The sequence below is a fragment of the Pantoea sp. EKM101V genome (genome assembly GCF_011800325.1).
GTDB lineage: Bacteria > Pseudomonadota > Gammaproteobacteria > Enterobacterales > Enterobacteriaceae > Pantoea > Pantoea anthophila.
Genome location: NZ_JAALFP010000001.1, coordinates 647,371 through 671,206 on the forward strand (window position 1 = coordinate 647,371; position 23,836 = coordinate 671,206).

Consider the following 23,836-nt stretch of genomic DNA (forward strand, 5'->3'; position numbering starts at 1 on the left):
ATAAAAAAGGGAGCAAGCTCCCTTTTTCATCTGACTTACGCCAGAGCTGATTTCGCTTTTTCGACCAGTGCAGTGAAGGCCACTTTGTCGAATACGGCGATATCGGCCAGGATCTTACGGTCGATCTCAATGGCTGCTTTTTTCAGACCATTGATGAAACGGCTGTAAGACATGCCGTTCTGACGAGCCGCTGCGTTGATACGCGCGATCCACAGCTGACGGAACTGACGCTTACGCTGACGACGGTCACGGTAAGCATACTGACCAGCTTTGATAACAGCCTGGAAGGCAACGCGGTAAACACGTGAACGTGCACCGTAATAGCCTTTAGCTTGTTTTAAGATTTTTTTGTGACGTGCGCGAGCAACTACACCACGTTTAACGCGAGCCATGTGAGCTCTCCTGTTCTATATTCTGTTTAAAAAAATGGACTTATGCGTACGGCAGGCAGGCAGAAACCAGACCCAGATCGCCTTTTGACACCATGCCTTTAGGGCGCAGGTGACGTTTACGCTTAGTAGATTTTTTGGTCAGAATATGACGCAGGTTTGCGTGTTTACGCTTGAAGCCGCCAGAAGCGGTCTTCTTGAAGCGCTTAGCCGCGCCACGTACAGTTTTAATCTTTGGCATTTTTAAAAATATCCACTTCGCATTGTTGATAACATGACCCAGACAGGCGAACAGAAAACCGCACAACGCGAACGCTGCGCGGTTAATGTTACTTGAAAGCCTACTGTTTCTTCTTAGGAGCGAGCACCATGATCATCTGGCGGCCTTCGATCTTCGAAGGGAAGGATTCGACAATGGCCAAATCCAGATCTTCACACAGGTCTTTACGGACGCGGTTAAGCACTTCCATACCGATCTGCTGGTGCGCCATCTCACGACCACGGAAACGCAGCGTGATTTTGGCTTTATCGCCATCTTCCAGAAAGCGAATCAGGTTGCGTAGTTTGACCTGATAGTCGCCATCATCGGTTCCAGGACGGAATTTAATTTCCTTAACCTGAATAACTTTTTGCTTCTTCTTCTGTTCCTTAGAAGATTTGCTTTTTTCGTAGAGGAACTTGCCGTAATCCATAATACGGCAAACCGGCGGTTCGGCGTTCGGGCTAATTTCGACTAAGTCAGCACCCGATTCCTCGGCTTTTTCCAGAGCTTCGCGTAATGAGACGATGCCAAGTGGCTCGCCATCCATGCCCGTTAAGCGCACTTCAGTTGCGCGGATTTCGCTGTTAATTTTGTTCGGACGCGTCGGTAGTACTCGTTTTCCGCCTTTAATACTTTATTCCTCCAGTTGATGAAGATTTCGGCTGCGAATCTCTTGTTGCAACTTCTCAACAAAGAGATCGACATCCATCGACCCCAGGTCTTTACCACGGCGGGTGCGAACGGCAACTTTGCCTGCTTCCACCTCTTTATCACCGCAGACCAGCATATAAGGGACGCGACGTAATGTGTGCTCGCGGATTTTAAAGCCTATCTTCTCATTTCTCAAGTCTGCCTTCACACGAATGCCAGCATTCTGCAGCTTACGCGTTAAAGACTCAACATATTCCGCTTGTCCATCGGTAATATTCATGACCACGACCTGCTGTGGTGCCAGCCAGGTTGGGAAGAAACCAGCAAATTCTTCGGTCAGAATACCGATGAAGCGTTCCATCGATCCCAGAATCGCACGGTGAATCATCACAGGCGTCTGACGATCGTTATTTTCACCCACATACGTCGCTTCAAGACGTTTTGGCAGGGAGAAGTCTAGCTGAACGGTTCCACACTGCCAGGCGCGATCAAGACAATCGTACAGGGTAAACTCAATTTTCGGGCCGTAGAAGGCGCCTTCGCCTGGCTGGAACTCAAACTCAATGTTGTTTTCGTTCAGCGCGGCAGCCAGATCTTCCTCGGCGCGGTCCCACATCTCATCGGTGCCGATGCGCTTCTCAGGACGGGTAGAGAGTTTGACCACGATCTTTTCGAAGCCGAAGGTGCTGTACATGTCATAAACCATGCGGATACAGCTGTTCACTTCGTCACGCACCTGCTCTTCTGTACAGAAGACGTGGGCATCATCCTGGGTAAAGCCGCGTACACGCATCAGGCCATGCAGCGCACCTGATGGCTCATTACGGTGACAGCTGCCGAACTCGGCCATACGCAGCGGCAGGTCACGGTACGATTTCAGACCCTGATTAAAGATCTGAACGTGTCCCGGACAGTTCATCGGTTTAATACAATATTCACGGTTCTCAGACGAGGTGGTGAACATCGCTTCTTTATAGTTTTCCCAGTGCCCGGTTTTTTCCCACAGGACGCGGTCCATCATGAACGGACCCTTCACTTCCTGGTACTGGTACTCTTTCAGCTTGCTGCGGACAAACACTTCCAGTTCGCGGAAGATGGTCCAGCCGTCGTTATGCCAGAAGACCATACCGGGTGCTTCTTCCTGCATGTGGTAGAGATCCAGCTGCTTACCAATCTTGCGATGGTCACGCTTTGCCGCCTCTTCCAGACGCTGCAGATAGGCTGCCAGCTGCTTTTTGTCTGCCCATGCGGTGCCATAGATGCGTTGCAGCATCTTGTTGCTGCTGTCGCCGCGCCAGTAGGCACCGGAGATCTTCTGCAGTTTAAAGTGATGGCAGAACCGCATGTTCGGCACGTGCGGACCGCGGCACATGTCGACATATTCTTCATGATGATAGAGGCCAGGCTTATCGTCGTGGCTGATGTTTTCATCAAGAATGGTGGTTTTGTAGATTTCGCCGCGCGCCGCAAAGACGTCACGGGCTTCCTGCCAGCTGACCTTTTTCTTCACCACATCGTAGTTGGTCTCAGCCAGCTGATGCATGCGTTTTTCCAGCAGGTCGATATCTTCCTGGGTCAGCGTACGATCGATGTCGACATCATAATAGAAGCCGTTATCAATGACCGGGCCAATCGCCATTTTCGTATCCGGCCACAGCTGCTTGATGGCATGCCCTAACAGGTGCGCGCAGGAGTGACGAATGATTTCCAGACCGGCTTCATCTTTAGCAGTGATAATCGCTACGGCGGCGTCTTCGGTGATGGGATCGACCGCATCAACCAGTTCACCGTTCACGCGGCCAGCGATACAGGCTTTCGCCAGACCTGGCCCGATGTCCAGCGCGATATCCATCACACTGACAGGGCGGTCGAACACACGCTGGCTGCCATCAGGAAGCGTAATTACAGGCATTTCTAATCCTTATTTGCAGTGGTAGGCCACACGAAAGCCTACATGCAACGTCATGTAAAATGGGTGACCTGGCGTAACATCAGACCCACATTGTCGGAATGTCGCCAGGATTGCCGTGCGGGGCAGATGATAGCAGTTTTCCTGGTCGAGAAAAACCATCCCCTTTTTGCTAAGCCGTGGAGAGATCAAAAAAAAGCGGCCTGACAGAGTGTCAGGCCGCCGGGCAGACCACGGTTAAAAATGCGCTTACATCGCGTAGGAGAGCATAACCGAGGTTTTGGTGTCGGTGCGATCCGGCGCAGATTCCGGCGGATTGTTGTTCCAGGTCACGTTGTACGCCAGCTTCAGGGCGAAGTGGCTGTTAATTGCCACCTGCAGGCCGGTTTCAGAGTTCACGGTGGTATCTTCACCGAAGCTGCTCAGTACAGACACACCCTGGACAAATTTGGTGGTGTCAGTGAGCTGCCACTGATAGCTGACCGCGCCATAGCCCAGCGCTTTGGTTTCGTGGCCGCCATCGTGGAAATCGTCATAGCGCACACCCGGACCAAATTCCGCACGCAGTGAATGCACCGGGCCGTTCAGGATCTGACGACCGTAACCGGCTGTCAGAACGTCGCGCGAATCGTAACCATTGAAACGATCGCTTAACCAGCTCGCCTGACCAAACAGGTAGTCATAGTTGCTGACGTTGTAACGTGAACGGCCGCCGATGCTGTAGGTCTCGGAAGAGCGTTCATCGTTTGACGAGGTGTTGGCCGCGTTACCCCACAAGCTGTAAGCCATTGATGACTGATACCAGGTCATATTGGTCTGAGCGGTCATTGATGAACTGGTGGTGTTACCGGTTTGCGCCAGGTATCCCGCAGCAGCTGAGCCTTCAAACGGCTTTTTCGCCGTAGAGGGGTCATCCATTGAGGTGAATACGGCGTTATCGGCCAGTGCCTGGTGACAAAATGCTCCGGCGGAGAGCAGAAGAACAGCAGACAGCTTGTTATAGGCTTTCATTAAATGTGATCCGTGCGACAGTTTAAAAAACGAAGAGTCTGAAGCGTTTTGCCCGGCATTCAATGCAATTTACGGTAAGTTTTGTAAAAAAATATTAACTCACCCGAAATGCGTGGAATCAGCCCTGCAACACGTGTTAATTGGGACTCATCTGATTAACGTCGCGCATTATAGTGCTGCTAAAGGGAAAAGATAGCCGTAGCCGCAGAAGATTTTTCCACCCCCGCGCACCTGCCTGACAGGAATTTACGTCCGGCATCACGGCAGACACCGCGCATCCCCTTCATAATTCGCCTGATTTTTCACCATGGTCTACGCTCAGTTCAGTTTCCCTTCCCCGGAGGTGCCTCATGAGCAACAACGCCTTAACACGCTATATCGTGACCTTTCACTATCAGGAATCGGGATTAAGCGACATCCTGGAACTGACCAGCGCCATGACGGCGGCCGGTTTCACCACCACCCTGGCTGATGATGAGGGCCACCCGCATGAGCTCGGGACCAACAGCTTTGGTATTGTCAGCCCGCTGTCGCCTGAAGCGCTGCAGCAGCAGGCCACTGCGGCGGGTGAAAGCGTGCTGGGTCAGCGGCCGGACGTGACCGTGACGACCTTCGAAGCGTTTCTGCGCGACACCGCTGAACATCGCTCCACCCGCTCCGCACCAGAATAAGAGGTGCAATCGGGCTGGTTTTGGTGAATATTTACGCAGTACAATCTGTCTTACGCAGCGAATAACGAGGATAGCCCAATGTGGTCAGCCATTAGTCGTCTGTTAAGCGAGCAGTTAGGCAATGCCGAAATCACCGAACGTCACGCCCTGGCCGGCGGCGACATCCATCCCACCTGGCGTATCCGCTACGGTGATCACGACGTGTTCGTCAAAAGTAACAGCCGGGACAGGCTGTCACTCTTCACCTGGGAAGCTGACCAGCTGGCGCTGCTGGCGCGCACCGGCACGGTTCGCGTGCCGGAGGTCTATGGCGTAGGCCAGCACCGCGAGGAGAGCTTCCTGCTGCTGGAGTATATTCCGCCTCAGCCACTTGATGAGCAGAGTGCCTGGCGGCTCGGGCAGCAGCTGGCGCACCTTCATCAGTGGAGCGAGCAGACACAGTTCGGTCTCGATTTCGACAACAACATCACCACGACTCCTCAGCCCAACAGCTGGCTGCGCCGCTGGTCGGTCTTTTTTGCCGAGCAGCGCATCGGCTGGCAGTTACAGCTGGCGGCAGAAAAAGGGGTGCTCTACGGGGATACCGAGCTGATCATTGCTGCCGTGCAGCGGGTGCTGGCCTCCCATCATCCGCAGCCGTCGCTGCTGCATGGCGACCTCTGGCCAGCCAACTGTGCCAGCAGCCACAGTGGCCCCTGGGTGTTCGATCCTGCCTGCTACTGGGGCGACCGGGAGTGCGATTTAGCCATGCTGAGCTGGTACCCCGACCTGCCGCGTCAGATTTACGACGGCTATCAGTCGGTCTGGCCGTTACCGGATGGGTTCTCGCAGCGTCTGCCGGTCTATCAGCTCTACTATTTGCTGAACCGGGCTAACGTCTTTGGCGGGCACTGGCCGGACGACGCACAGTTCGCCATCGGCCAGTTGCTGGAAGAGGATGCGCTGAGCGCCAGTCAGGCCAGACCGGCCTGACGACGCCCTCAGATAAAGCCGAGCAGCGACAGCACGAAATAACCGGCTACCGCAATGACCACGGGCAGGATGTAAAGCGGGAAGATCTGCAGGAAGATGGTGTGACGGGGTACGCGCACCTTCTCTTCCAGTTGCTGACGGCTTCGCCCCTCGCTGCCCTTTGCCTGCTCCAGGATCATCTGATCTTCAATGCCCTCTCTGACATGACGGGCCTGACGCCCCATGCGCGCGCCGGATGACTCCAGGGCCAGTCCGACAAAAATCAGGATGTAGATCAGCCAGAATCCCAGGTTCATCTGACCATTAAATTCCGGCACCGGGGAGTTGTGCCAGAAGATGTTCAGGAAGGGGGTGTTAAAGCGAAGCATATCGACGATAACATGAACAAAATCGAGCATTACCGCGTCGATACCTGGCTGCTTCTCACTGTGCTTAAACATAAAGCTCAGCACCGAAATAATGGTCGACAGAAGCGCCACCAGAAAGAGCACCCAGCCTGCCACACGCTTAAGGATGGCGATGCGGCCAGCCTGTTGATAGGTCATAATATCTCCTGAACCCGAAATCCGATTTGCCGTAAGTCTACCTGCCAATGAAGAAATTTCCCAAAAAAAGCATGGCCGACGGGCGAAGCGTGCGCCAGCCGGGAATGATGCTATGGTAAAACCGACTTTAAAAGGAGACCTCTGATGCCCTATCACCGCCCTGTTCTCGCCGCCCTGTTTGATATGGATGGTTTACTGATCGATTCTGAGCCGCTGTGGGATCAGGCTGAACTGGATATCTTTTCAACGCTGGATGTTGACCTGTCACGTCGCAGTGAAATGCCCGACACGCTGGGTTTGCGCATCGACCAGACGGTGCGGATGTGGTACGAAACGCTGCCGTGGCAGGGTCCGTCGCAGCAGGAGGTCACGGAGCGGATTATCGTGCGCGCCATGACGCTGATGGATCAGACCCGCCCCCTGTTGCCGGGCGTGGAAACCGCACTGCAACTCTGTCAGGAGCAGGGACTGAAGATTGGCCTGGCGTCCGCCTCTCCGATGGCGATGCTGGAACAGGTGCTGGAGATCTTTAATCTGCGCCACTATTTTGATGTGCTCTCCTCCGCAGAAGCCCTGCCCTACAGCAAGCCCCATCCGCAGGTCTATCTCAATGCCGCCGCCAGTCTGGAGATCGATCCGCTGAACTGCGTCACGCTGGAGGATTCGTTTAACGGCATGATCGCCACTAAAGCGGCCCGCATGCGGTCGATTGTGGTACCTGCCGCTGAGCACCGCGACGATCCGCGCTGGGCGCTGGCGGATGTCCGGCTGGACAATCTGACGCAGCTTAGCCCGACGCATCTGAAAGGCTGACCCCCCGCCCGCTTTAAGCGGGCTTTTTTTTGCTCAGGTATTCTGCGGTTGATCTGAATCTCAAAAAATTAAAACAGCGTTTCATTTTTATTGAATCGCTGTCTCACCCTGCCTAAGATGCCCACATCGTCCCCTGATCGGGGGATGAATAACCTGACTCCAGAGGGGCACGAGATGGACATTCGCCAGAGCATTCACAGCGATCACGCTAAACAACTCGACACTGACGCACTGCGCCAGGCATTTCTGATTGAAAAGATATTTACCGCCGATCACTACACCCTGACCTACAGCCACATTGACCGCATCATTACGGGCGGCGTCATGCCGGTGAATCAGCCGGTCACGATGGGGGATGAGATGGGCAAACAGCTGGGCGTCGCCTGGTTTCTCGAACGCCGTGAACTGGGCATGATCAATATTGGCGGTCCGGGTCTGGTGGAGGTGGATGGCAAAACGTGGGAAATCGGTCACGAAGAGGCGCTCTATATCGGCAAAGGGGCGCGCGATCTGCTGTTTCGCAGCCTCGACGCATCGCGGCCCGCAAAATTTTATTTCAACAGTGCACCGGCGCACACCACCTTTCCGGACAGGAAGATCACGCTGCAGGAGGCGGTCAACGCCACGCTGGGCGATGCGGCAAGCGCTAATCGCCGCACCATACACAAATTTATCGTGCCCGACGTGTTGCCTACCTGTCAGCTCACGATGGGCCTGACCAGGCTGCATGAGGGCAGTCTCTGGAACACCATGCCCTGTCACACCCACGAACGCCGCATGGAAGTCTATTTCTATTTCGACATGAGTGAAGATCACGCCGTCTTCCACATGATGGGAGAGCCGCAGCAAACCCGTCATCTGCTGGTTCATAACGAGCAGGCGGTGATCTCTCCCAGCTGGTCGATACACGCGGGTGTCGGTACCCAGCGTTACGCCTTTATCTGGGGAATGGTGGGTGAGAATCAGGTCTTTGATGATATGGACGCGGTCAGAATTAGCGAACTGCGTTAAGCGGAGGACAAGCCGAATGGTACTGAACAGATTTGATTTGACAGGCAAAGTCGCCATCGTGACCGGCTGTAATACCGGGCTTGGCCAGGGGATGGCACTGGGGCTGGCGCAGGCTGGCTGCGACATTGTGGGCATCAACCGCATCGAACCGGCTGACACGCAGCATAAAGTGGAGGCACTTGGCCGCCGCTTCTGGTCCGTTTCAGCCGATCTGATGTCTCCTGAGGTCATCCCGCAGGTCGCGGAAGAGGCGGTCGCCGCGGCAGGCAGAGTGGATATCCTGGTCAACAATGCCGGGATTATCCGTCGTGAGGATGCCCTGAAATTCAGCGTGCAGGACTGGGATGATGTGATGAATATCAACTGCAAGACGGTGTTTTTCCTCTCACAGCAAATCGCGCAGAGGTTTATCGCGCAGGGAAGCGGCGGCAAAATCATTAATATTGCGTCCATGCTCTCGTTTCAGGGAGGCATTCGCGTCCCCTCTTACACCGCCTCAAAAAGCGCTGTCATGGGCTTAACCCGTCTGATGGCTAACGAGTGGGGACGGCATGGCATCAATGTTAATGCTATCGCGCCGGGCTACATGGCGACCGATAATACCGAACCCCTGCGCAAAGATGCGGCGCGCAGCGCTGAGATCCTTGATCGCATTCCGGCAGGCCGCTGGGGCGTGCCGGATGACATGATGGGGCCGGTGGTCTTTCTGGCCTCGTCTGCAGCAGACTATATTAATGGTTACACGCTGGCGGTTGATGGCGGCTGGCTGGCCCGCTAGAAAACGGGGTGAGCCGTGACATGCCGCGGCTCGCCCTGTAAAAAAATTCACTGTTAGTTACAGCGTCACATGTTCTCATTTACTGGATAAATCCCTATACTGGATGCATCGACAGTTTCTTAGCATCCAGGTTCTATCATGACGGGCGAAGGCCACATCATTTTTGCCATTGCCAGCGCTATTTTTGCCAAACGTGCGGAGCTGACCCCGGTTCTGGCGCAGGCCGATTGGTGGCATCTCGTTCCCTCAGCCCTGCTGACATGTCTGTTGCCCGACATCGATCACCCTAAATCCCTGCTGGGACAGCGGCTGCGCTGGCTCTCACAGCCGATTGCGCGCGCTTTTGGTCACCGGGGCTTTACCCACAGCCTGCTGGCGGTGGCCGCCGGTTTATGGCTTTTTCAGATTAACCTGCCCAAATCGTCACCCATACCGCCTGATGTCTTGCAGGGTCTGACCCTGGGCTACCTCAGCCATATTGTGGCAGATATGCTGACGCCTGCGGGGGTGCCACTGCTGTGGCCCTGCCGCTGGCGCTTCCGCCTGCCGATTCTGCGCAGCCAGAAAGGCAATCAGCTTGAGCGGGTATTGTGTCTGGGCCTGGTGGGCTATGCGCTCTGGTTTCCGGTGGGAATGCCTTCCTTTGGTGCAAACGGCTGGCCGACCCAGCTGTTTGATACGCTGCAGAATGGGGTCGGACGGTTAATTTCCAGTCATACCGCGCAATAAACCCACAAAAATCAACAGTTAGTTATAAACCATGCCATTTGGATATAAGGCAGCCTCTCCGGCTGCTGTTACCATTCCTGCTGTCTTAATTCGTGATTAACATTATGCGGCCTCTCCCGGACGACAGGCCGCATTACTCTGGAGTTTCGGTATGGACCTTCCTCTTACGCTTAATATCGCGGCCTTCGTGGTGCTGCTGATATTACTCTCCCGCTTCAGCCGCCATAGCTGGAGCCTGTCGAAGAAAGTGTTGATCGGTCTGGTGATCGGTGTGCTGTTCGGCCTGGTGCTGCAGCTGATCTACGGTGAAAACAGCGCCGTGGTCAAAGCGTCGATCAGCTGGTTTAACATCGTCGGTAATGGCTATGTCCAGCTGCTGCAGATGGTCGTCATGCCGCTGGTGTTCGTTTCGATTCTGAGTGCGGTCGCCCGTCTGCATAATGCCTCGTCGCTGGGAAAAATCAGCGTACTGACCATTGGCGTACTGCTCTTTACCACCGCGATTTCTGCGCTGGTCGGCGTCTTCGTGACCGGTCTGTTTGGCCTCAGCGCGGAGGGTCTGGTGCAGGGTGTCCAGGAAACCGCACGCCTGAGTGCGATCCAGAGCAACTATGTCGGCAAGGTCTCCGATCTGAGCGTGCCTCAGCTGGTGCTCTCCTTTATCCCGAAAAATCCGTTTGCCGATCTGACCGGTGCTAATCCGACCTCCATCATCAGCGTGGTCATTTTTGCCGCCTTCCTGGGGATGGCCGCTCTGCAACTGCTGAAAGATGACCAGGAGAAAGGTCAGCGGGTGCTGGTGGCGATTGACACCCTGCAGTCGTGGGTCATGAAGCTGGTGCGTTTAGTGATGAAGCTGACGCCGTATGGCGTGCTGGCGCTGATGACCAAAGTCGTGGCCGGTTCTAACCTGCAGGACATCATCAAGCTGGGCAGCTTTGTGGTCGCATCTTACCTCGGCCTGGCGATAATGTTTGCGGTTCATGCCCTGCTGCTGTCGGTAAACGGCATCAACCCGCTGCGCTTCTTCCGCAAAGTGTGGCCGGTGATTACGTTCGCCTTTACCAGCCGCTCCAGCGCCGCCAGCATTCCGCTGAGCGTAGAGACTCAGACCCGTCGCCTGGGCGTGCCAGAGTCTGTGGCGAGCTTTGCAGCCTCCTTTGGTGCCACGATCGGCCAGAACGGCTGTGCCGGTCTCTATCCGACCATGCTGGCGGTGATGGTGGCGCCTACGGTTGGCATCAACCCGTTTGATCCGCTGTGGATTGCAACGCTGGTCGGGATCGTCACCCTGAGTTCAGCCGGTGTGGCCGGTGTCGGCGGCGGTGCGACGTTTGCCGCCCTGATTGTGCTGCCTGCGATGGGCCTGCCGGTGACCCTGGTTGCGCTGCTGATCTCTATCGAGCCGCTGATCGATATGGGCCGTACCGCCCTGAACGTCAATGGCTCCATGACCGCCGGTTCACTCACCAGCCGCTGGTTAGGCCTGACCGACAGGCGCGTGCTGGAAAGTGACGACCACGCCGAACTGGCGCACCGTTAATCTCTGCTTAACCTGGCGCATCCGCGCCAGGTTAATCCCTTCCCGCTCTCCATAATCTTCCCTGTTCATGGCGACGCCGTTAAGAAAGCGTTAAGCGTGGTAAACAGGCGAAAATCCGCCGCTTTAGCGCTTGTCTTTCTTCTGTAAAAAGCGAATTCTGCCTCCACTCGTCTGTGGAGAATGCCCGATGAAAAAAATGATCGCCTCACTTCTGACGCTGACACTCTTAGCGCCCGCTCTGGCTTCTGCGCATCCCGGTGGCTGGGGACCGCATGAGGGATGGGGCCGGCACGGTGGCCCCGGTCCGCGCTGGGGAGGGCCAGGTCCGTTGCGCTTTCTGCCCGAGGCCGCCACCGCCGTGTTGATTGGCGGGCTGACCTACTACCTGCTCAACGGCAACTATTATCAGCGTCACGGTGAGGAGTATGTCGTGGTGGCGCCACCGCCAGAGACGCGGATCAGCGGTGAGATGCGGGTGCTGGATTTTAACGGCAGGCGTTTTTATGTGCAGGATGGCCACTACTACCAGCGGCAGATTGACGGCGATTATGTCGAGGTGCCGCGCCCGGCAGGATTGTAACGGCAGGCTTGCCACCCACTCTTCGCGGCGGAGGGCATGAAACAGTGCCCCAACGAAAAACGGCCCGTCATAAAGACGGGCCGTTTACCATTCAGAAGCAGCGATTACTGCTGAACCTGCGGATCGGTGTCATACTCCGCGCAGCTCTGGAAGCCGTAGTTCATGACACGGCCGGTGTCGTTATAGCTCACGAAGTAAGTCTGTGCTTTACCGTCGCGCTGACCCAGAACATACGTCTGGCAGGTGCCGCGCGCGTGAACCATGGTAATTTCAGTTGAAGGCGAACCGGCGATCTGACGAACCTGATCGCGGGTCATCCCCTTTTTAACATCCTTAACAACTGGCTTAGTCACGTAGCTTTCCGCACGATCGTAAGTCGTACAACCAGACAGTGCCGCCAGTGTCAGCGCCGCAGCGATACATCCCATCACCTTCTTCATCTTGTTGTTCCTCATTTATTGTCCATGTGGCATCAAGCCTGGAACATAAATGCAGGTTTATCAAGTTTATGGCGGCCTTTTTGTGGCAGACGGAATGTCAGGATTCCGTAAAGAAGGCTGTTTTGCTGTCAGCAGAGACGTATACTCCCCGGCATCCGAACCCTCTGATTTTGCGCCGTTTCCGTGACGCTGTCCTGCGCGGATGCCGATCAGGGTGCCCGCCGCACTGCCGGACGCTCTCTGGCGCAGGCTGGCCCGCTTTCTCTTCACCCCATCGCTGACGACCCCGAGGAATAATGACTCCTGCACACTCCAACCGCCTGGTTTATGCCATCACGCTGGGCCTGCTGGCCGCACTGGGCCCGCTCTGTATCGATCTCTATCTGCCCGCTCTGCCTCAGATGGCGCGGGACCTCAACACCGAAACCGCCACGGCTCAGCTGAGTCTGACCGCCGGCCTGCTGGGGCTGGGAGTTGGCCAGCTGCTGTTTGGCCCGATGAGTGACAAGTTCGGCCGTCTGCGTCCGCTGACCCTGTCACTGGTGCTGTTGTTTATCGCCTCGCTGGGCTGCGCACTGGCGCAGGATATCCACCAGCTGCTGGTGGCGCGCCTGTTCGAAGGCTTAGCCGGGGCCGGTGGCGCGGTGCTGTCACGGGCGATAGCGCGCGATATGTACAGTGGTCATGAACTGACGCGATTCTTTGCCCTGCTGATGCTGGTCAATGGCCTGGCGCCCATCGGCGCACCGGTGCTGGGCGGCGTGCTGATGACGATCGTCGACTGGCGCGGCATTTTTATGGTGCTGGGCGGCATTGCCATTCTGCTGATCCTGCTGGCGCGCTGGAAGCTGCATGAGACGCTGCCGGAAGCCCGCCGCAGCAAAGGATCGATCTTCTCCGCTTACGCCGCGCTCGGCCAGGTGGTGACCCATCGTCCTTTCATGGGCTTCTGCCTGACCCAGGGCTTTATGATGTCGGGCATGTTCGCCTACATCGGCGCCTCTCCGTTCGTGCTGCAGCAGCTCTACGGTCTGTCGCCGCAGGCGTTCAGCTTCTGCTTTGCGGCCAACGGCATCGGTCTGGTGATCGCCTCCCAGACCAGCGCCCGCCTCTGCCCGTTGTGGGGCGAATATCGGGTGCTGAAAGGCGGCCTGACGCTGGCCTTTGTCGCCTCCAGCCTGCTGCTGCTCTGCGCCCTGTTTCAGGCACCGCTGGCGCTGCTGCTGGTCGCGCTGTTCTTTACCATCGCCAGCAATGGGGTGATTGCCACGACCGCCTCCTCACTGGCGATGCAGAGTCAGGGCCATCGCGCCGGCAGCGCCTCTGCGGTGATTGGTGTCACCATGTTCACGCTGGGGGCGATTACCGTGCCCATCACCGGCATCGGCGGTACCTCGGTGCTGAGCATGTGCGGCACGATCTTCGGCTGCTTTATGCTGGCCATTTTAATGTTTACCGTGCTGGCGAAAAAACCCGAGCCTCAGCTAAAAACTCACTGATTTCGCAATGGTTAGCGCGAATCAGTTAGCGCTTTGGCTTGTTGTTTTCGTGAAGGCACGTTAGCTTTAATAACACGTTCGCATCGAGCCGACAGGCCACTGACCTGAGGAGAAGTTCATGTCACTGCAGCAGGAAATTATTGAAGCCCTGGGTGTGAAGCCCACTATCGACGCCGATCAGGAAGTGCGGGTCAGCGTCGATTTTCTCAAAGCCTACCTGAAACGCCACAGCGGACTGAAAACGCTGGTGCTGGGGATCAGCGGCGGCCAGGACTCTACCCTGGCGGGCGCGCTGTCGCAGCGGGCCATTACGGAGCTGCGTGAAGAGACCGGCGATAACGACTACACCTTTATTGCCGTGCGTCTTCCCTATGGGGTGCAGGCGGATGAGCAGGATTGCCAGGACGCGCTGGCCTTTATTCAGCCTGACCGCTCACTGGTGGTTAACATCAAAGAGTCGGTTCTGGCCAGCGAGCGCGCGCTGAAAGAGGCCGGGATTACCCTGTCCGATTTTATCCGCGGCAATGAAAAAGCGCGTGAGCGCATGAAGGCGCAGTACAGCATCGCCGGCATGACCAAAGGGGTGGTAGTCGGTACCGATCACGCCGCGGAAGCGGTGACCGGCTTCTTCACCAAATATGGCGACGGCGGCACCGACATTAACCCGCTGTTCCGCCTTAACAAGCGTCAGGGCAAGCAGCTGCTGAAACATCTTGGCTGTCCGGAGCACCTCTATCTGAAGAAGCCGACCGCCGACCTGGAAGATGACCGTCCGGGCCTGCAGGATGAAGTGGCGCTGGGTGTCACCTACGAGATGATTGATGACTATCTGGAAGGAAAAAGTATTCATCCTGACAGCGCGAAAATCATTGAAGGCTGGTATCTCAAAACCGAACACAAACGTCGTCCGCCGATCACGGTTTTCGACGATTTCTGGAAGTAATCCTGCGCCTCCTTTGCACAGGCAAGGGGGGCTCCTTTCATTCACGCTGTTGATCGCTACATGCCTGCCACCGTTTCACGCGCCACCCTGATCGGGCTTATCGCCATTCTGCTCTGGAGCACCACTGTCGGCCTGCTGCGCAGTGTCAGTGAGGCCTTTGGTGCCACCGGCGGCGCGGCGCTGATCTACACCACCACCGCCTGTCTGCTCTGCCTGACCCGGGGTCTGCCCAGGCCAGGGGCGATGCCTGCGATCTATCTCTGGATCGGCGGCGCGCTCTTTGTCGGCTATGAGATGGCGCTGGCGCTGGCTATCGGACTGGCGAGCGATCGCCGTCAGTCGCTGGAGCTGGGGATGATCAACTATCTCTGGCCCTGCCTGACGATCGTGCTGGCGATCCCGTTTAATCAGCAGCGTTTCCGCGTCTGGCTGTGGCCCGGTCTGCTGCTGTCGCTGCTGGGTATCGTCTGGGTGATGAAAGGCAGCGGCAGTGGCGCGCCGGCGCTGCTGTGGCAGAACATGCTGCGCAATCCCGTCGCCTATGCTCTTGCCTTTCTGGCCGCCCTGACCTGGGCGCTTTATAACAATTTCACCCGCCGCTATGCGCGCGGTGCCAACGGCGTCACGCTCTTTTTTATCCTGACCGCGCTGGCGCTGTGGCTGAAATTTGCCGTCAACCCGACACCGCTGACCTTTGCGCCGCTGCCGCTGCTGGAAGTCCTGTTTGTCGGCCTCTCCACCGCCATCGCCTATTCCGCCTGGAATCACGGCATTCAGCAGGGAAACCTGACGCTGCTGGCGACGGCCTCCTACTTTACGCCGGTGCTGTCGGCCCTGCTGGGATCGCTGTGGCTCGGCCTGACGCCACCGCTCGCTTTCTGGCAGGGCGTGGCGATGATCACCCTGGGCTCCCTCATCTGCTGGCTGGCGACACGGCCGCGCTGATCAGACGGCTGGCGATCATTTCACCGGTTTGTTATGCTGTATGGACAACCAGTAAATGGAGTCCACTTTGGTCAGACGTGCTGCCTCGCATCGCCTCGAACCCGACGCGAATGCGCTATATCAATATCCCGAACACCTGCGTGAGTGGCTGGAAGGCCTGCCGAATCACCCTGGCGTCTACACCTTCCACGGCGAGAGTGAGTCGCTGCCGCTCTATATCGGCAAAAGCGTGAATCTGCGCTCGCGGGTGATGTCCCATTTTCGCACCCCTGACGAGGCGAAGATGCTGCGCCAGTCGCGACGCGTCAGCTGGATCCCCACCGCGGGCGATCTCGGCGCGCTGCTGCTGGAAGCACAGATGATCAAAACCCAGCAGCCGCTGTTTAATAAACGCCTGCGCAAAAACCGGCAGCTCTGTTCATTGCAGATCACCCACGGCAAACCCGAAGTGGTCTACGCAAAGGATCTCGATTTCAGCCAGTCACCTAATCTCTTCGGGCTTTATCGCAGCCGGTTTGCTGCGCTGGAACGGCTCAAGCAACTCGCCGATGAGTATCAGCTCTGTCACGGTTTGCTGGGTCTGGAAGCCCTGAGTCCGCAGCGGGGCTGCTTTCGTTCGGCACTGCGCCGCTGCGCCGGGGCCTGCTGCGGTAAAGAGCCGGTCAGCGATCACCAGGATCGGCTGCTGGAAGCGCTGGAGAACGTGCGGGTCTTCTGCTGGCCGTGGCAGGGTGCCGTGGGGCTGGTGGAAGAAGGCAAACAGATGACGCAGATCCACGTCATCGATCACTGGTTCTATCTGGGGTCGGTCAGCAGCATGGAAGAGGCAAAAAAACTGCAGCGGCCCAAAGGGGGATTCGATCACGACGGCTACAAAATCCTCTGCCGTCCTATCCTCTCGGGTGACTACCCTATCCTGCCGCTGTAAAAAAACCGCCGGTGCTGTCCACTTACCTGCAGTGGACAGCACCGGCGGTCTCAGAAACGCCGCTTAGCTCAGATTATTCAGCCGGTGGTGCCGGTGGCGCCATGTTGCCTTCGCGCGGGCCTTTTTCGGTCAGGCGCTGCTCAAAGTTGGCGTTGTACTGTTTCTTCTGCGCCGGCGTCAGCACGTTATAGAGTTTGTTCTGGGTTTCCAGCATCTTCAGCGCATGCTCTTTACCGTTAGCAGACATCTTCTCTGCCTGCGCTTCGGCTTTGCTCTTATCGAAGCTGTCAGCCGCGATGATGTCGTGCATCGCACGGCGATCATCCTGTGACGGACGCTGCATATCTTTGTGGCTCTCTTTCATGATGTCGCGCATCTGGGTTTTCTGCGCGTCGGTCAGATTCAGACCGTGGAACATCATCTCCATGCCGTGGCGCATTGGCGGCTTATGCATCGCTTTTTCGCTGCCGGCTGGCGGAGGCGTCAGGGAATCCGCGGCGGCATGGACGGCGCTGGCTGCACCAAACGCCAGCGAAGAAGCCAGTAACAGGGAAGTCAGTTTGCGCATAATAGTGTCCTTATGATTCATGATAATGACGACAGCACTCTGTCGCGTCTTCGGAAACAAGAATACGACGCTGAACGTCAACTACTCAGAGCCTGAGTAAAGCCGTGAAAGCATAAAAGACAAAAATCCGGCAATCATGAAGAGAATGAGAAGAAAGGCGTGAGGAATTGAAAAACTTTATGAATTTACAGCGAATTTCGCAGAAATCGTGGAGGAGTGTAAGGGTTTCGGCAGGAAAGCGGAAGAGGATCTCCCGCTTTCCTGCCGATTTTTAGCGCGGATCGCTGTAACCCGTCAGTTACCCACGTCAGAGAGGCAGCGCCTGGGTCTGTTCGCCCTCTTCAATCAGCATCAGGCCGGCACGCAGCCCGGCAGCAACGCCAGGATTCGGGAAAAGCACATATTCCCGCGCCTGCTGCACGTAGTAGCGGGTATCCCCATCCTCGGCCAGCAGCGTGCCCTGAGGAAAGGCGGTAAAGTTCAGCGTCTCCGGCGTCATGTGCAGCCTGAAGTGCTCACTCAGCCGGGTGATCTGCTGCGCAACCCGATAGTGGCGCGGCTTCACGCGGGTGGCGGGCATGGGGTCACCAAAGAGCAGCGCCGCCAGCGCCTGCTGTGCGGCACTAAACTGGCGCAGGTCGTTTTCGCCAAACGGCAGCGCCTTCCCCAGCTCCAGGGTGCAGCTGGCCGCACCGAAATGTTCACAGCTGAAATGGGTAAAGGTTCCGCCCGGTGCGCGATGAAAGACCAGCGCCTCCAGACCGGCAGCCGCCAGCCAGTCGAGAAACGCGGAAGGCCAGGGACGATCGTTTTGCGGCATGACGCCGAACTGCGGATGGTATGAGCCGCGAATCGCCGTGTGCATATCGAGATGCCAGCGCGTCTCATCGCATTCGCCCAGCAGCCAGAAGTTCTCCAGCGCCTGCTCCAGCCGCAGCACGCGGCGCGCCTCATCGCCATCGTCCACCTGCTGCCAGCGTCCGCCAAACAGCCGGTTAATATCATAACGGACATAGCGTTTGCCGGTGCGCAGCGCAGAGGGATTGCCCAGAATCACCAGCATCCGCTGCTGTAGCGGCTTTTCGCCGCGAAGCAGCGCATTGACCAGCTGATTCATGATTTCCACCGGGGCCGTTTCATTGCCGTGGATCCCTGCCGAGAGCACCAGCGCCTGCTTAACGGGCACAACCGGCTCCATCAGCAGGATGCCGTGATACAACCACTGCCAGCGAAGATGCGCCGTTTCCCCCCTGCGCTTTCGCGGTGCCTCACCGGACAGTGTCTGCTGCAAAAAGTCCTGCATCGTTCCTCCTTTACGCCTCAGGCAGGTGGCAGCCCGTGCTGCCATCGCCTTCACTGCTGAAATGCATACACATTTCCTAAGTCTAGCAGCTTCGTCAGTTCATCCAGCGCGTCACGACCCTCCCGCAGCAGCTGCGGATCCACCAGGTCGGCCTGGGTCAGCCGATCGCGGTAGTGGCGGTCAACCCAGCTGTTCAGGGCGGCGAACAGCCGATCGTTCATCAGCACGGCGGGATTGACGGCCTGCTGCTCCTGAGGCGTCAGCACCACCCGCAAACGCAGGCAGGCTGGCCCACCGCCGTTGTACATACTTTCACGCAGATCAAACACCTTCAGATCCTTCAGCGGCCCATCCCCTTCCACCTGCTCGCACAGGTAACGCCAGACGTCCGGATGCTGACGCGACTCTTCCGGCAGCACCAGCATCATGGTGCCGTCGGGACGGCTCAGCAGCTGGCTGTTAAACAGATAGGTGTCGACCGCATCTTTTACCGACACCCGATTGTCCGGCACTTCCAGCGCCACAAATCCGGGCACGCGTGCCCGAAGCTGCGCCAGCAGTGCAGGCTGATCGACAAACGCCTGCTGATGGCAGAAGAGCATCTGCTGGTTACTCACCGCGATCACATCGTTATGAAAAACCCCCTGGTCGATAACCGCCGGATTCTGCTGCGCAAACAGCAGGTGTTCAGGTGAGAGCTGATGCAGACGGGCGACCGCTTCACTGGCCTCGCGCGTCTGGCGCGCCGGATAGCGCTGCGGGGCTTTCCCCTCATGGCTGCTGTCACGGCCATAGACAAACAGCTGTACGCCCCGCTCGCCATAGTCGCCCCCCAGGCGGTTGTGATTTGCGGCTCCTTCATCGCCGAACATCGCCACCTGAGGCAGCGCATCGTGCACCGCAAAATGGTCTCTGTCGCGGAAGATGGCGCGCAGCAGCCCGGCGGTTTCCGGGGCTTCCATCGCGCGGTGAAATTTATTGTTCAGGTTGGCCACCGTCAGGTGAACCCGGCCATCACCGCTGTCGGCTGACGGCGACACGGTGGCCGCATTGGCGACCCACATCGCCGAGGCGGAACTGGCGGCAGAGAGTAAGCCCGGCGCGGTTTTCCCGGCCGACGCCACGACCTGCTCGTCACTGCCACGGAAGCCAAGCTGACGCAGCGCCGCGATATTAGGACGCTCATGCGGGGGGATCACCCCCTGCACAAACCCCATATCGGCCAGCGCCTTCATCTTCAGCAGCCCCTGCTTTGCCGCCAGACGGGGATTCGAGGGCTGCAGCTGATTGCGGGTTGAAGCTTCATTACCAAATGAGAGCCCGGCATAGTGGTGGGTCAACCCCACCAGACCGTCAAAGTTCGCTTCGGTGGCCTTCATAGCAACGTCTCCGAGGGTGAGAAATCCAGGCCTGGTGAAAGCGTGGCGGGCAGCGTCAGATCCGGCGTCTCCAGCGAGGCCATCGGCCAGGCGCAGTAGTCTGCCGCGTACCAGGCGCTGGCCCGATGGTTACCCGAGGCCCCAATGCCGCCAAAAGGCGCGGTACTGGCGGCACCGGTGAGCGGTTTGTTCCAGTTGACGATGCCGGCCCGCGCCTCCAGCAGCAGCTGATCAAACTGCGCGCGCAGGGGGGAGATCAGGCCACACGACAGGCCGTAGCGGGTCTGGTTCGCCAGCGCTATCGCCTCGTCAAAGGTGTCGTAACGGATCACATTAAGCAGCGGGCCAAAAACCTCCTCATCCGGAATGCCCTGCACGCCGGTGATATCAATGATGCCGGGGGTCAGGATCGCGCTGTGGCGATCCGGCCAGCGCATCGCCAGCAGCACCTCGCCGCCCGCCTCTATCCGCCGCTGCCACTCCGCCATGATCTTCTCTGCCGCGCCGGTTGAAATCACGCTGCCCATAAAAGGGGGCGGTTCGGCATCCCAGGCCGCCGGCTGCAGCCGGCCTGCAACCTCTACCAGCCGCTGCAGAAACGCCTCTCCCGCCGCTCCGCGCTTCACCAGCAGGCGACGGGCACAGGTACAGCGCTGCCCCGCCGTAATAAAGGCGGATTGCAGCGTGATGTTGACCGCCGCATCCAGGTCCGCCGGATCCTCGACAATCAGGGCATTGTTGCCGCCCATCTCCAGCGCCAGCATCTTTTCAGGCTGACCGGCAAACTGGCGATGCAGCTGATAGCCGGTATGGGCGCTGCCGGTAAACAGCAGGCCGTCGATCTGGCTGCAGCTGGCCAGCGCCTGGCCCGTTTCACGTCCGCCCTGCAACAGCGCCAGCACACCGGCAGGCAGGCCTGCCGCCAGCCAGATCTGCACGGTTTTTTCGGCGGTCAGCGGCGTCAGCTCACTGGGTTTGAAGACCACGCAGTTTCCCGCCAGCAGCGCCGGCACGATGTGGCCGTTTGGCAGATGACCGGGGAAGTTATAGGGGCCGAACACCGCCAGCACGCCGTGGGGACGATGGCGCAGGGAACTTTCGCCCTGCTGCTGTTCACCGGTGCGGCTATGGTAAGCCTTCACTGAAAAGCCGATTTTATTGATCATCGCCGCCACTTCGGTCAGCGCTTCCCAGCGCGGTTTCCCGGTTTCACGCGCAATGGTATCGGCCAGTTCCGCTTTTTGCGCGTCCAGACCGGCCGCAAATTTTTCGATGATCGCCTGGCGCTCCGCCAGCGGGCGGGTTGCCCAGCCCGGAAACGCGGCGCGCGCCGCCTCGCAGGCGGCGGTGACCTGCTCTGCTGAAGCCGCCTGCCCCTGCCAGAGCGGTTCCCCTCTCACCGGGTCCGCTTTCGTCAGGTGCTCTGCCTCGCCGCTCTGCCACTCTCCCTTAATCAGGTGCGTCATGCTGTTTTCTCCTCTTTGCAGAGCGTCACCACCCGCAGGCTGTCGCCCGGCTGGCAGTGGAGCGCCCGCATCTGTTCGTCCGTCAGTTTTATGCTGTCACCGTCGGCATCTGCCGGGATCAGCGCCACACGGAACTGGCGGTAATGGTTATTGGCGACCAGGCAGAGCGGTGCATCCGCCGGATTTTCACCCCGCTCTGCGCCGCGCAGCCGGCTTTTGCGGATGGCGCGGATGCGGTCGATGTCGCACTCCAGTGTCGGGCCGCCATCAAAGATGTCGATATAGTTGAGGTAGCGGAAGCCCTCCGCTTCCAGTACGGCCCGGGCAGGTGCCGTCTGCGGGTGAACCTGGCCGATGACCGCCTGCGCCTCCGGGGTAAGATAGTCGATATAGAGCGGATGTTTCGGCATCAGTTCGGCAATAAAGGCTTTCTGGCCGGTGCCGCTGAGGAAGTCCGCTTTGCTGAAGTCCATTGAGAAGAAGCGGCTGCCGACGCTCTCCCAGAAGGGTGAGTGGCCCTGCTCATCGCTGACGCCCCGCATCTCCGCGACTACCCGCTCCATAAAACGGTCACGGAAGTTAGCCATAAACAGGAAGCGTGATTTGGAGAGCAGATAGCCATTTTTGCCGTCACGATACTCAGGGTCGAGAAACAGGGTGCAGAGCTCGCTACTGCCGGTGTGGTCGTTACTCAGCGACAGGGTCGGCAGCGCGGCGTAGACGTTCAGCTCTTTCGACGCGTGCACCTGGGTGCCGACGCGGAAGTTATACCAGGGGTCCTGCAGGCCCACCGCCACCTCAATGGCGCAGATGCCCACCGCACGATTATCTTCACTGTCGGCCAGCACAAAGACGTAGCCCTGCTCAGCGCGCGGCAGCGTATCCTGCCAGGTTTGCAGCGATCGATCGATTCGCGCCTGAAGCGTGGCGCTATCGACCGGCAGCGAGGTCAGCCCGCCGCCGGTTTTGCCTGCCAGCGTCATCAGCTGGCTTAAATCATCGCGTTCAACCGGACGGATTACCATCATGATGCGGACCCTCGAACCAGGCTTTCACAGGCCTCGGCAAAGCGTGCCATACCCAGCTTCACCTCCTGCTCGCTGATGTTCAGGGCCGGGGCAAAACGCACCACGTTCGCGCCCGCAATCAGCACCATGACGCCCATCTCAGCGGCAGCCAGGTTAATCGCTTTGGCTTTGCCGGCATACGCATCGCTCAGCACCGCACCTATCAGCAGGCCCAGGCCGCGCACCTCTTTAAACAGCTGCAGACGCTGGTTGATCTCCGCCAGAGCCGAGACGATCCACTGGTGACGCTCTGTTACTCCCGTCATAAAGTCCGGCTGATTGACCAGTTCCATCACTTTACCGGCCACCGCGCCCGCCAGCGGATTACCGCCATAGGTGGTGCCGTGTGTGCCGACACCCATCACGCTCGCCAGATCGTCGCGCGTCAGCATCGCCCCAATCGGGAAGCCACCGCCGAGCGCTTTGGCGCTGGTCAGGACATCGGGTGTGACGCCGTAGTGCATATAGGCATAAAGCGAACCGGTGCGGCCCACGCCGCTCTGCACTTCATCAAAAATCAGCACGGCCTGATGCCTGTCGCAAAGTTCACGCAGTCCGCGCAGGAACGCCGGATCGGCAGGCAGCACGCCGCCCTCCCCCTGAATGGGTTCCACAATCACTGCGCAGGTCTGGTCATTAATGAGTTCCGCCGCGGCCGCCAGGTCATTAAACGGGGCGTGCTGGATGGCAGGTGGCAGCGGCGCAAAATCCTGAGAGTAAGCGGGCTGTCCCCCGGCGGTGACGGTAAAGAGCGTGCGGCCATGAAACGCATTCTTAAATGCCACAATGCCACTTTTCTCCGGGCCGACCCGATCGTGGGCCACTTTGCGCGCCAGCTTCAGCGCCGCTTCGTTGGCCTCCGCACCGGAGTTACAGAAAAAGACCCGGTCAGCAAAGGTGGCATCAATTAACTGTTTCGCCAGTCGCAGGATCGGCTCATTGGTGTAGCCATTGCCGGTGTGCCATAAACGGGCGGCCTGCTCCTGCAACGCCTGTTGTAATGCCGGATGCGCATGCCCTAACGCATTCACGGCGATGCCACCGGCGAAGTCGACGTAGTCTTTGCCATTCTGATCCCAGACGGTTGAGCCCTCCGCGCGAACCGGGACAAATGTCGCGGGTGCATAAACCGGCATCATCCATTGATCGAAATCGTGACGTGAAACGTGCAGTGCCATAACCCATTCTCCTGCTTTCCCGGTCGGGTAAAGCTATTGTTTTAAAATTGTTAAGGGATGTTGTAATGCAGCCCTACTGTAGAGTGCAGTTAACGTGCCAGCCAGAGAATTAACTGCATAAAATCGTCACCCTGACGCAATATCAATAATTTACACGCCTCTGCTATTCACTTTTTTTGCATATATAGTGAATAATTTTCTGATTGCAGCGGCAGAGCCGGGTTTTAAATAGCGGAATTATGCAATCGCGGGATGA

The 23,836-nt window shown here is 57.9% G+C and carries 25 protein-coding genes; 12 read left to right on the plus strand and 13 right to left on the minus strand.

Going from position 1 to position 23,836, the window contains the following annotated elements; translation table 11 throughout:
- Positions 1 to 35: 35 nt before the first annotated feature.
- The 5 genes from rplT to HFD92_RS03185 all read right to left on the minus strand — a co-directional run bounded on the left by rplT (position 36) and on the right by HFD92_RS03185 (position 4,222).
- Positions 36 to 392 carry a 50S ribosomal protein L20 gene (gene rplT, locus HFD92_RS03165; protein ID WP_006118956.1) on the minus strand — a complete coding sequence of 119 codons (357 nt, stop codon included), beginning with the start codon at positions 390 to 392 and terminating at the stop codon, positions 36 to 38.
- Between the two features lie 40 nt (positions 393 to 432).
- Entirely contained in the window at positions 433 to 630 is a 198-nt protein-coding gene (gene rpmI / locus HFD92_RS03170) for a 50S ribosomal protein L35 (protein ID WP_009090535.1), read from the minus strand.
- A gap of 100 nt (positions 631 to 730) precedes the next feature.
- Positions 731 to 1,282, minus strand: coding sequence for a translation initiation factor IF-3 (gene infC / locus HFD92_RS03175; RefSeq protein WP_033736278.1), 552 nt, complete (start codon positions 1,280 to 1,282; stop codon positions 731 to 733).
- A 3-nt stretch (positions 1,283 to 1,285) separates the two neighbouring features.
- Positions 1,286 to 3,214, minus strand: a complete 1,929-nt coding sequence (thrS, locus tag HFD92_RS03180; RefSeq protein ID WP_009090537.1) for a threonine--tRNA ligase — start codon at positions 3,212 to 3,214, stop codon at positions 1,286 to 1,288.
- A gap of 246 nt (positions 3,215 to 3,460) precedes the next feature.
- Entirely contained in the window at positions 3,461 to 4,222 is a 762-nt protein-coding gene (locus HFD92_RS03185; protein ID WP_009090538.1) for a YdiY family protein, read from the minus strand.
- Between the two features lie 350 nt (positions 4,223 to 4,572).
- Here HFD92_RS03185 and ghoS point away from each other — a divergent pair, with 350 nt between their 5' ends.
- Together ghoS and HFD92_RS03195 are read left to right on the plus strand one after the other, a co-directional pair.
- Complete coding sequence (gene ghoS / locus HFD92_RS03190) at positions 4,573 to 4,893, plus strand: type V toxin-antitoxin system endoribonuclease antitoxin GhoS (RefSeq protein WP_167428270.1); 321 nt, start codon at positions 4,573 to 4,575, stop codon at positions 4,891 to 4,893.
- Between the two features lie 78 nt (positions 4,894 to 4,971).
- Positions 4,972 to 5,865 (plus strand): fructosamine kinase family protein, encoded by an 894-nt coding sequence (locus HFD92_RS03195; protein WP_009090540.1) that lies wholly within the window; start codon positions 4,972 to 4,974, stop codon positions 5,863 to 5,865.
- Between the two features lie 8 nt (positions 5,866 to 5,873).
- Here HFD92_RS03195 and HFD92_RS03200 read toward each other — a convergent pair whose 3' ends face one another.
- A complete protein-coding gene (locus HFD92_RS03200; RefSeq protein ID WP_009090542.1) occupies positions 5,874 to 6,410 on the minus strand; it encodes a YniB family protein in 537 nt (178 codons plus the stop codon).
- 144 nt (positions 6,411 to 6,554) lie between these two features.
- Here HFD92_RS03200 and hxpB point away from each other — a divergent pair, with 144 nt between their 5' ends.
- The 6 genes from hxpB (at position 6,555) to HFD92_RS03230 (ending at position 11,864) form a co-directional block, all read left to right on the plus strand.
- Positions 6,555 to 7,223 carry a hexitol phosphatase HxpB gene (hxpB, locus tag HFD92_RS03205; protein ID WP_167428271.1) on the plus strand — a complete coding sequence of 223 codons (669 nt, stop codon included), beginning with the start codon at positions 6,555 to 6,557 and terminating at the stop codon, positions 7,221 to 7,223.
- Between the two features lie 174 nt (positions 7,224 to 7,397).
- Positions 7,398 to 8,234 (plus strand): 5-dehydro-4-deoxy-D-glucuronate isomerase, encoded by an 837-nt coding sequence (gene kduI / locus HFD92_RS03210; protein WP_058956577.1) that lies wholly within the window; start codon positions 7,398 to 7,400, stop codon positions 8,232 to 8,234.
- A 16-nt stretch (positions 8,235 to 8,250) separates the two neighbouring features.
- Positions 8,251 to 9,012 (plus strand): 2-dehydro-3-deoxy-D-gluconate 5-dehydrogenase KduD, encoded by a 762-nt coding sequence (gene kduD / locus HFD92_RS03215; protein WP_046101719.1) that lies wholly within the window; start codon positions 8,251 to 8,253, stop codon positions 9,010 to 9,012.
- 138 nt (positions 9,013 to 9,150) lie between these two features.
- Positions 9,151 to 9,741, plus strand: coding sequence for a metal-dependent hydrolase (locus tag HFD92_RS03220; protein ID WP_009090554.1), 591 nt, complete (start codon positions 9,151 to 9,153; stop codon positions 9,739 to 9,741).
- A 151-nt stretch (positions 9,742 to 9,892) separates the two neighbouring features.
- A complete protein-coding gene (locus tag HFD92_RS03225; protein ID WP_167428272.1) occupies positions 9,893 to 11,284 on the plus strand; it encodes an L-cystine transporter in 1,392 nt (463 codons plus the stop codon).
- Positions 11,285 to 11,471: 187 nt separating this feature from the next.
- On the plus strand, positions 11,472 to 11,864 hold the full coding sequence (locus tag HFD92_RS03230) for a DUF6515 family protein (protein WP_167428273.1): 393 nt from the start codon (positions 11,472 to 11,474) through the stop codon (positions 11,862 to 11,864).
- A 104-nt stretch (positions 11,865 to 11,968) separates the two neighbouring features.
- Here HFD92_RS03230 and osmE read toward each other — a convergent pair whose 3' ends face one another.
- The gene (osmE, locus tag HFD92_RS03235) at positions 11,969 to 12,304 is read right to left on the minus strand and encodes an osmotically-inducible lipoprotein OsmE (protein WP_009090559.1); all 336 of its coding nucleotides are present in this window, start codon (positions 12,302 to 12,304) and stop codon (positions 11,969 to 11,971) included.
- Between the two features lie 296 nt (positions 12,305 to 12,600).
- Here osmE and HFD92_RS03240 point away from each other — a divergent pair, with 296 nt between their 5' ends.
- The 4 genes from HFD92_RS03240 (at position 12,601) to cho (ending at position 16,619) form a co-directional block, all read left to right on the plus strand.
- Complete coding sequence (locus HFD92_RS03240; protein ID WP_046101715.1) at positions 12,601 to 13,803, plus strand: multidrug effflux MFS transporter; 1,203 nt, start codon at positions 12,601 to 12,603, stop codon at positions 13,801 to 13,803.
- Positions 13,804 to 13,921: 118 nt separating this feature from the next.
- Positions 13,922 to 14,746, plus strand: coding sequence for an ammonia-dependent NAD(+) synthetase (gene nadE, locus HFD92_RS03245; RefSeq protein ID WP_140028465.1), 825 nt, complete (start codon positions 13,922 to 13,924; stop codon positions 14,744 to 14,746).
- A 60-nt stretch (positions 14,747 to 14,806) separates the two neighbouring features.
- Complete coding sequence (gene yddG, locus HFD92_RS03250) at positions 14,807 to 15,691, plus strand: aromatic amino acid DMT transporter YddG (RefSeq protein ID WP_111207448.1); 885 nt, start codon at positions 14,807 to 14,809, stop codon at positions 15,689 to 15,691.
- Between the two features lie 67 nt (positions 15,692 to 15,758).
- A complete protein-coding gene (gene cho, locus HFD92_RS03255) occupies positions 15,759 to 16,619 on the plus strand; it encodes an excinuclease Cho (protein WP_009090566.1) in 861 nt (286 codons plus the stop codon).
- A 73-nt stretch (positions 16,620 to 16,692) separates the two neighbouring features.
- Here cho and spy read toward each other — a convergent pair whose 3' ends face one another.
- From spy to HFD92_RS03285, 6 genes are all read right to left on the minus strand, one after another.
- Complete coding sequence (spy, locus tag HFD92_RS03260; RefSeq protein ID WP_009090567.1) at positions 16,693 to 17,187, minus strand: ATP-independent periplasmic protein-refolding chaperone Spy; 495 nt, start codon at positions 17,185 to 17,187, stop codon at positions 16,693 to 16,695.
- Between the two features lie 307 nt (positions 17,188 to 17,494).
- The gene (gene astE, locus HFD92_RS03265) at positions 17,495 to 18,490 is read right to left on the minus strand and encodes a succinylglutamate desuccinylase (RefSeq protein ID WP_111207449.1); all 996 of its coding nucleotides are present in this window, start codon (positions 18,488 to 18,490) and stop codon (positions 17,495 to 17,497) included.
- A 50-nt stretch (positions 18,491 to 18,540) separates the two neighbouring features.
- The gene (gene astB / locus HFD92_RS03270; RefSeq protein WP_167428274.1) at positions 18,541 to 19,869 is read right to left on the minus strand and encodes an N-succinylarginine dihydrolase; all 1,329 of its coding nucleotides are present in this window, start codon (positions 19,867 to 19,869) and stop codon (positions 18,541 to 18,543) included.
- Entirely contained in the window at positions 19,866 to 21,335 is a 1,470-nt protein-coding gene (gene astD, locus HFD92_RS03275) for a succinylglutamate-semialdehyde dehydrogenase (protein ID WP_167428275.1), read from the minus strand. The genes astB and astD overlap by 4 nt, the downstream gene beginning before the upstream one ends.
- Positions 21,332 to 22,363: an arginine N-succinyltransferase gene (gene astA / locus HFD92_RS03280; protein WP_009090571.1), complete on the minus strand. Its 1,032-nt coding sequence runs from the start codon at positions 22,361 to 22,363 to the stop codon at positions 21,332 to 21,334. The genes astD and astA overlap by 4 nt, the downstream gene beginning before the upstream one ends.
- Complete coding sequence (locus HFD92_RS03285; protein ID WP_058956582.1) at positions 22,360 to 23,580, minus strand: aspartate aminotransferase family protein; 1,221 nt, start codon at positions 23,578 to 23,580, stop codon at positions 22,360 to 22,362. The genes astA and HFD92_RS03285 overlap by 4 nt, the downstream gene beginning before the upstream one ends.
- Positions 23,581 to 23,836: the final 256 nt, after the last annotated feature.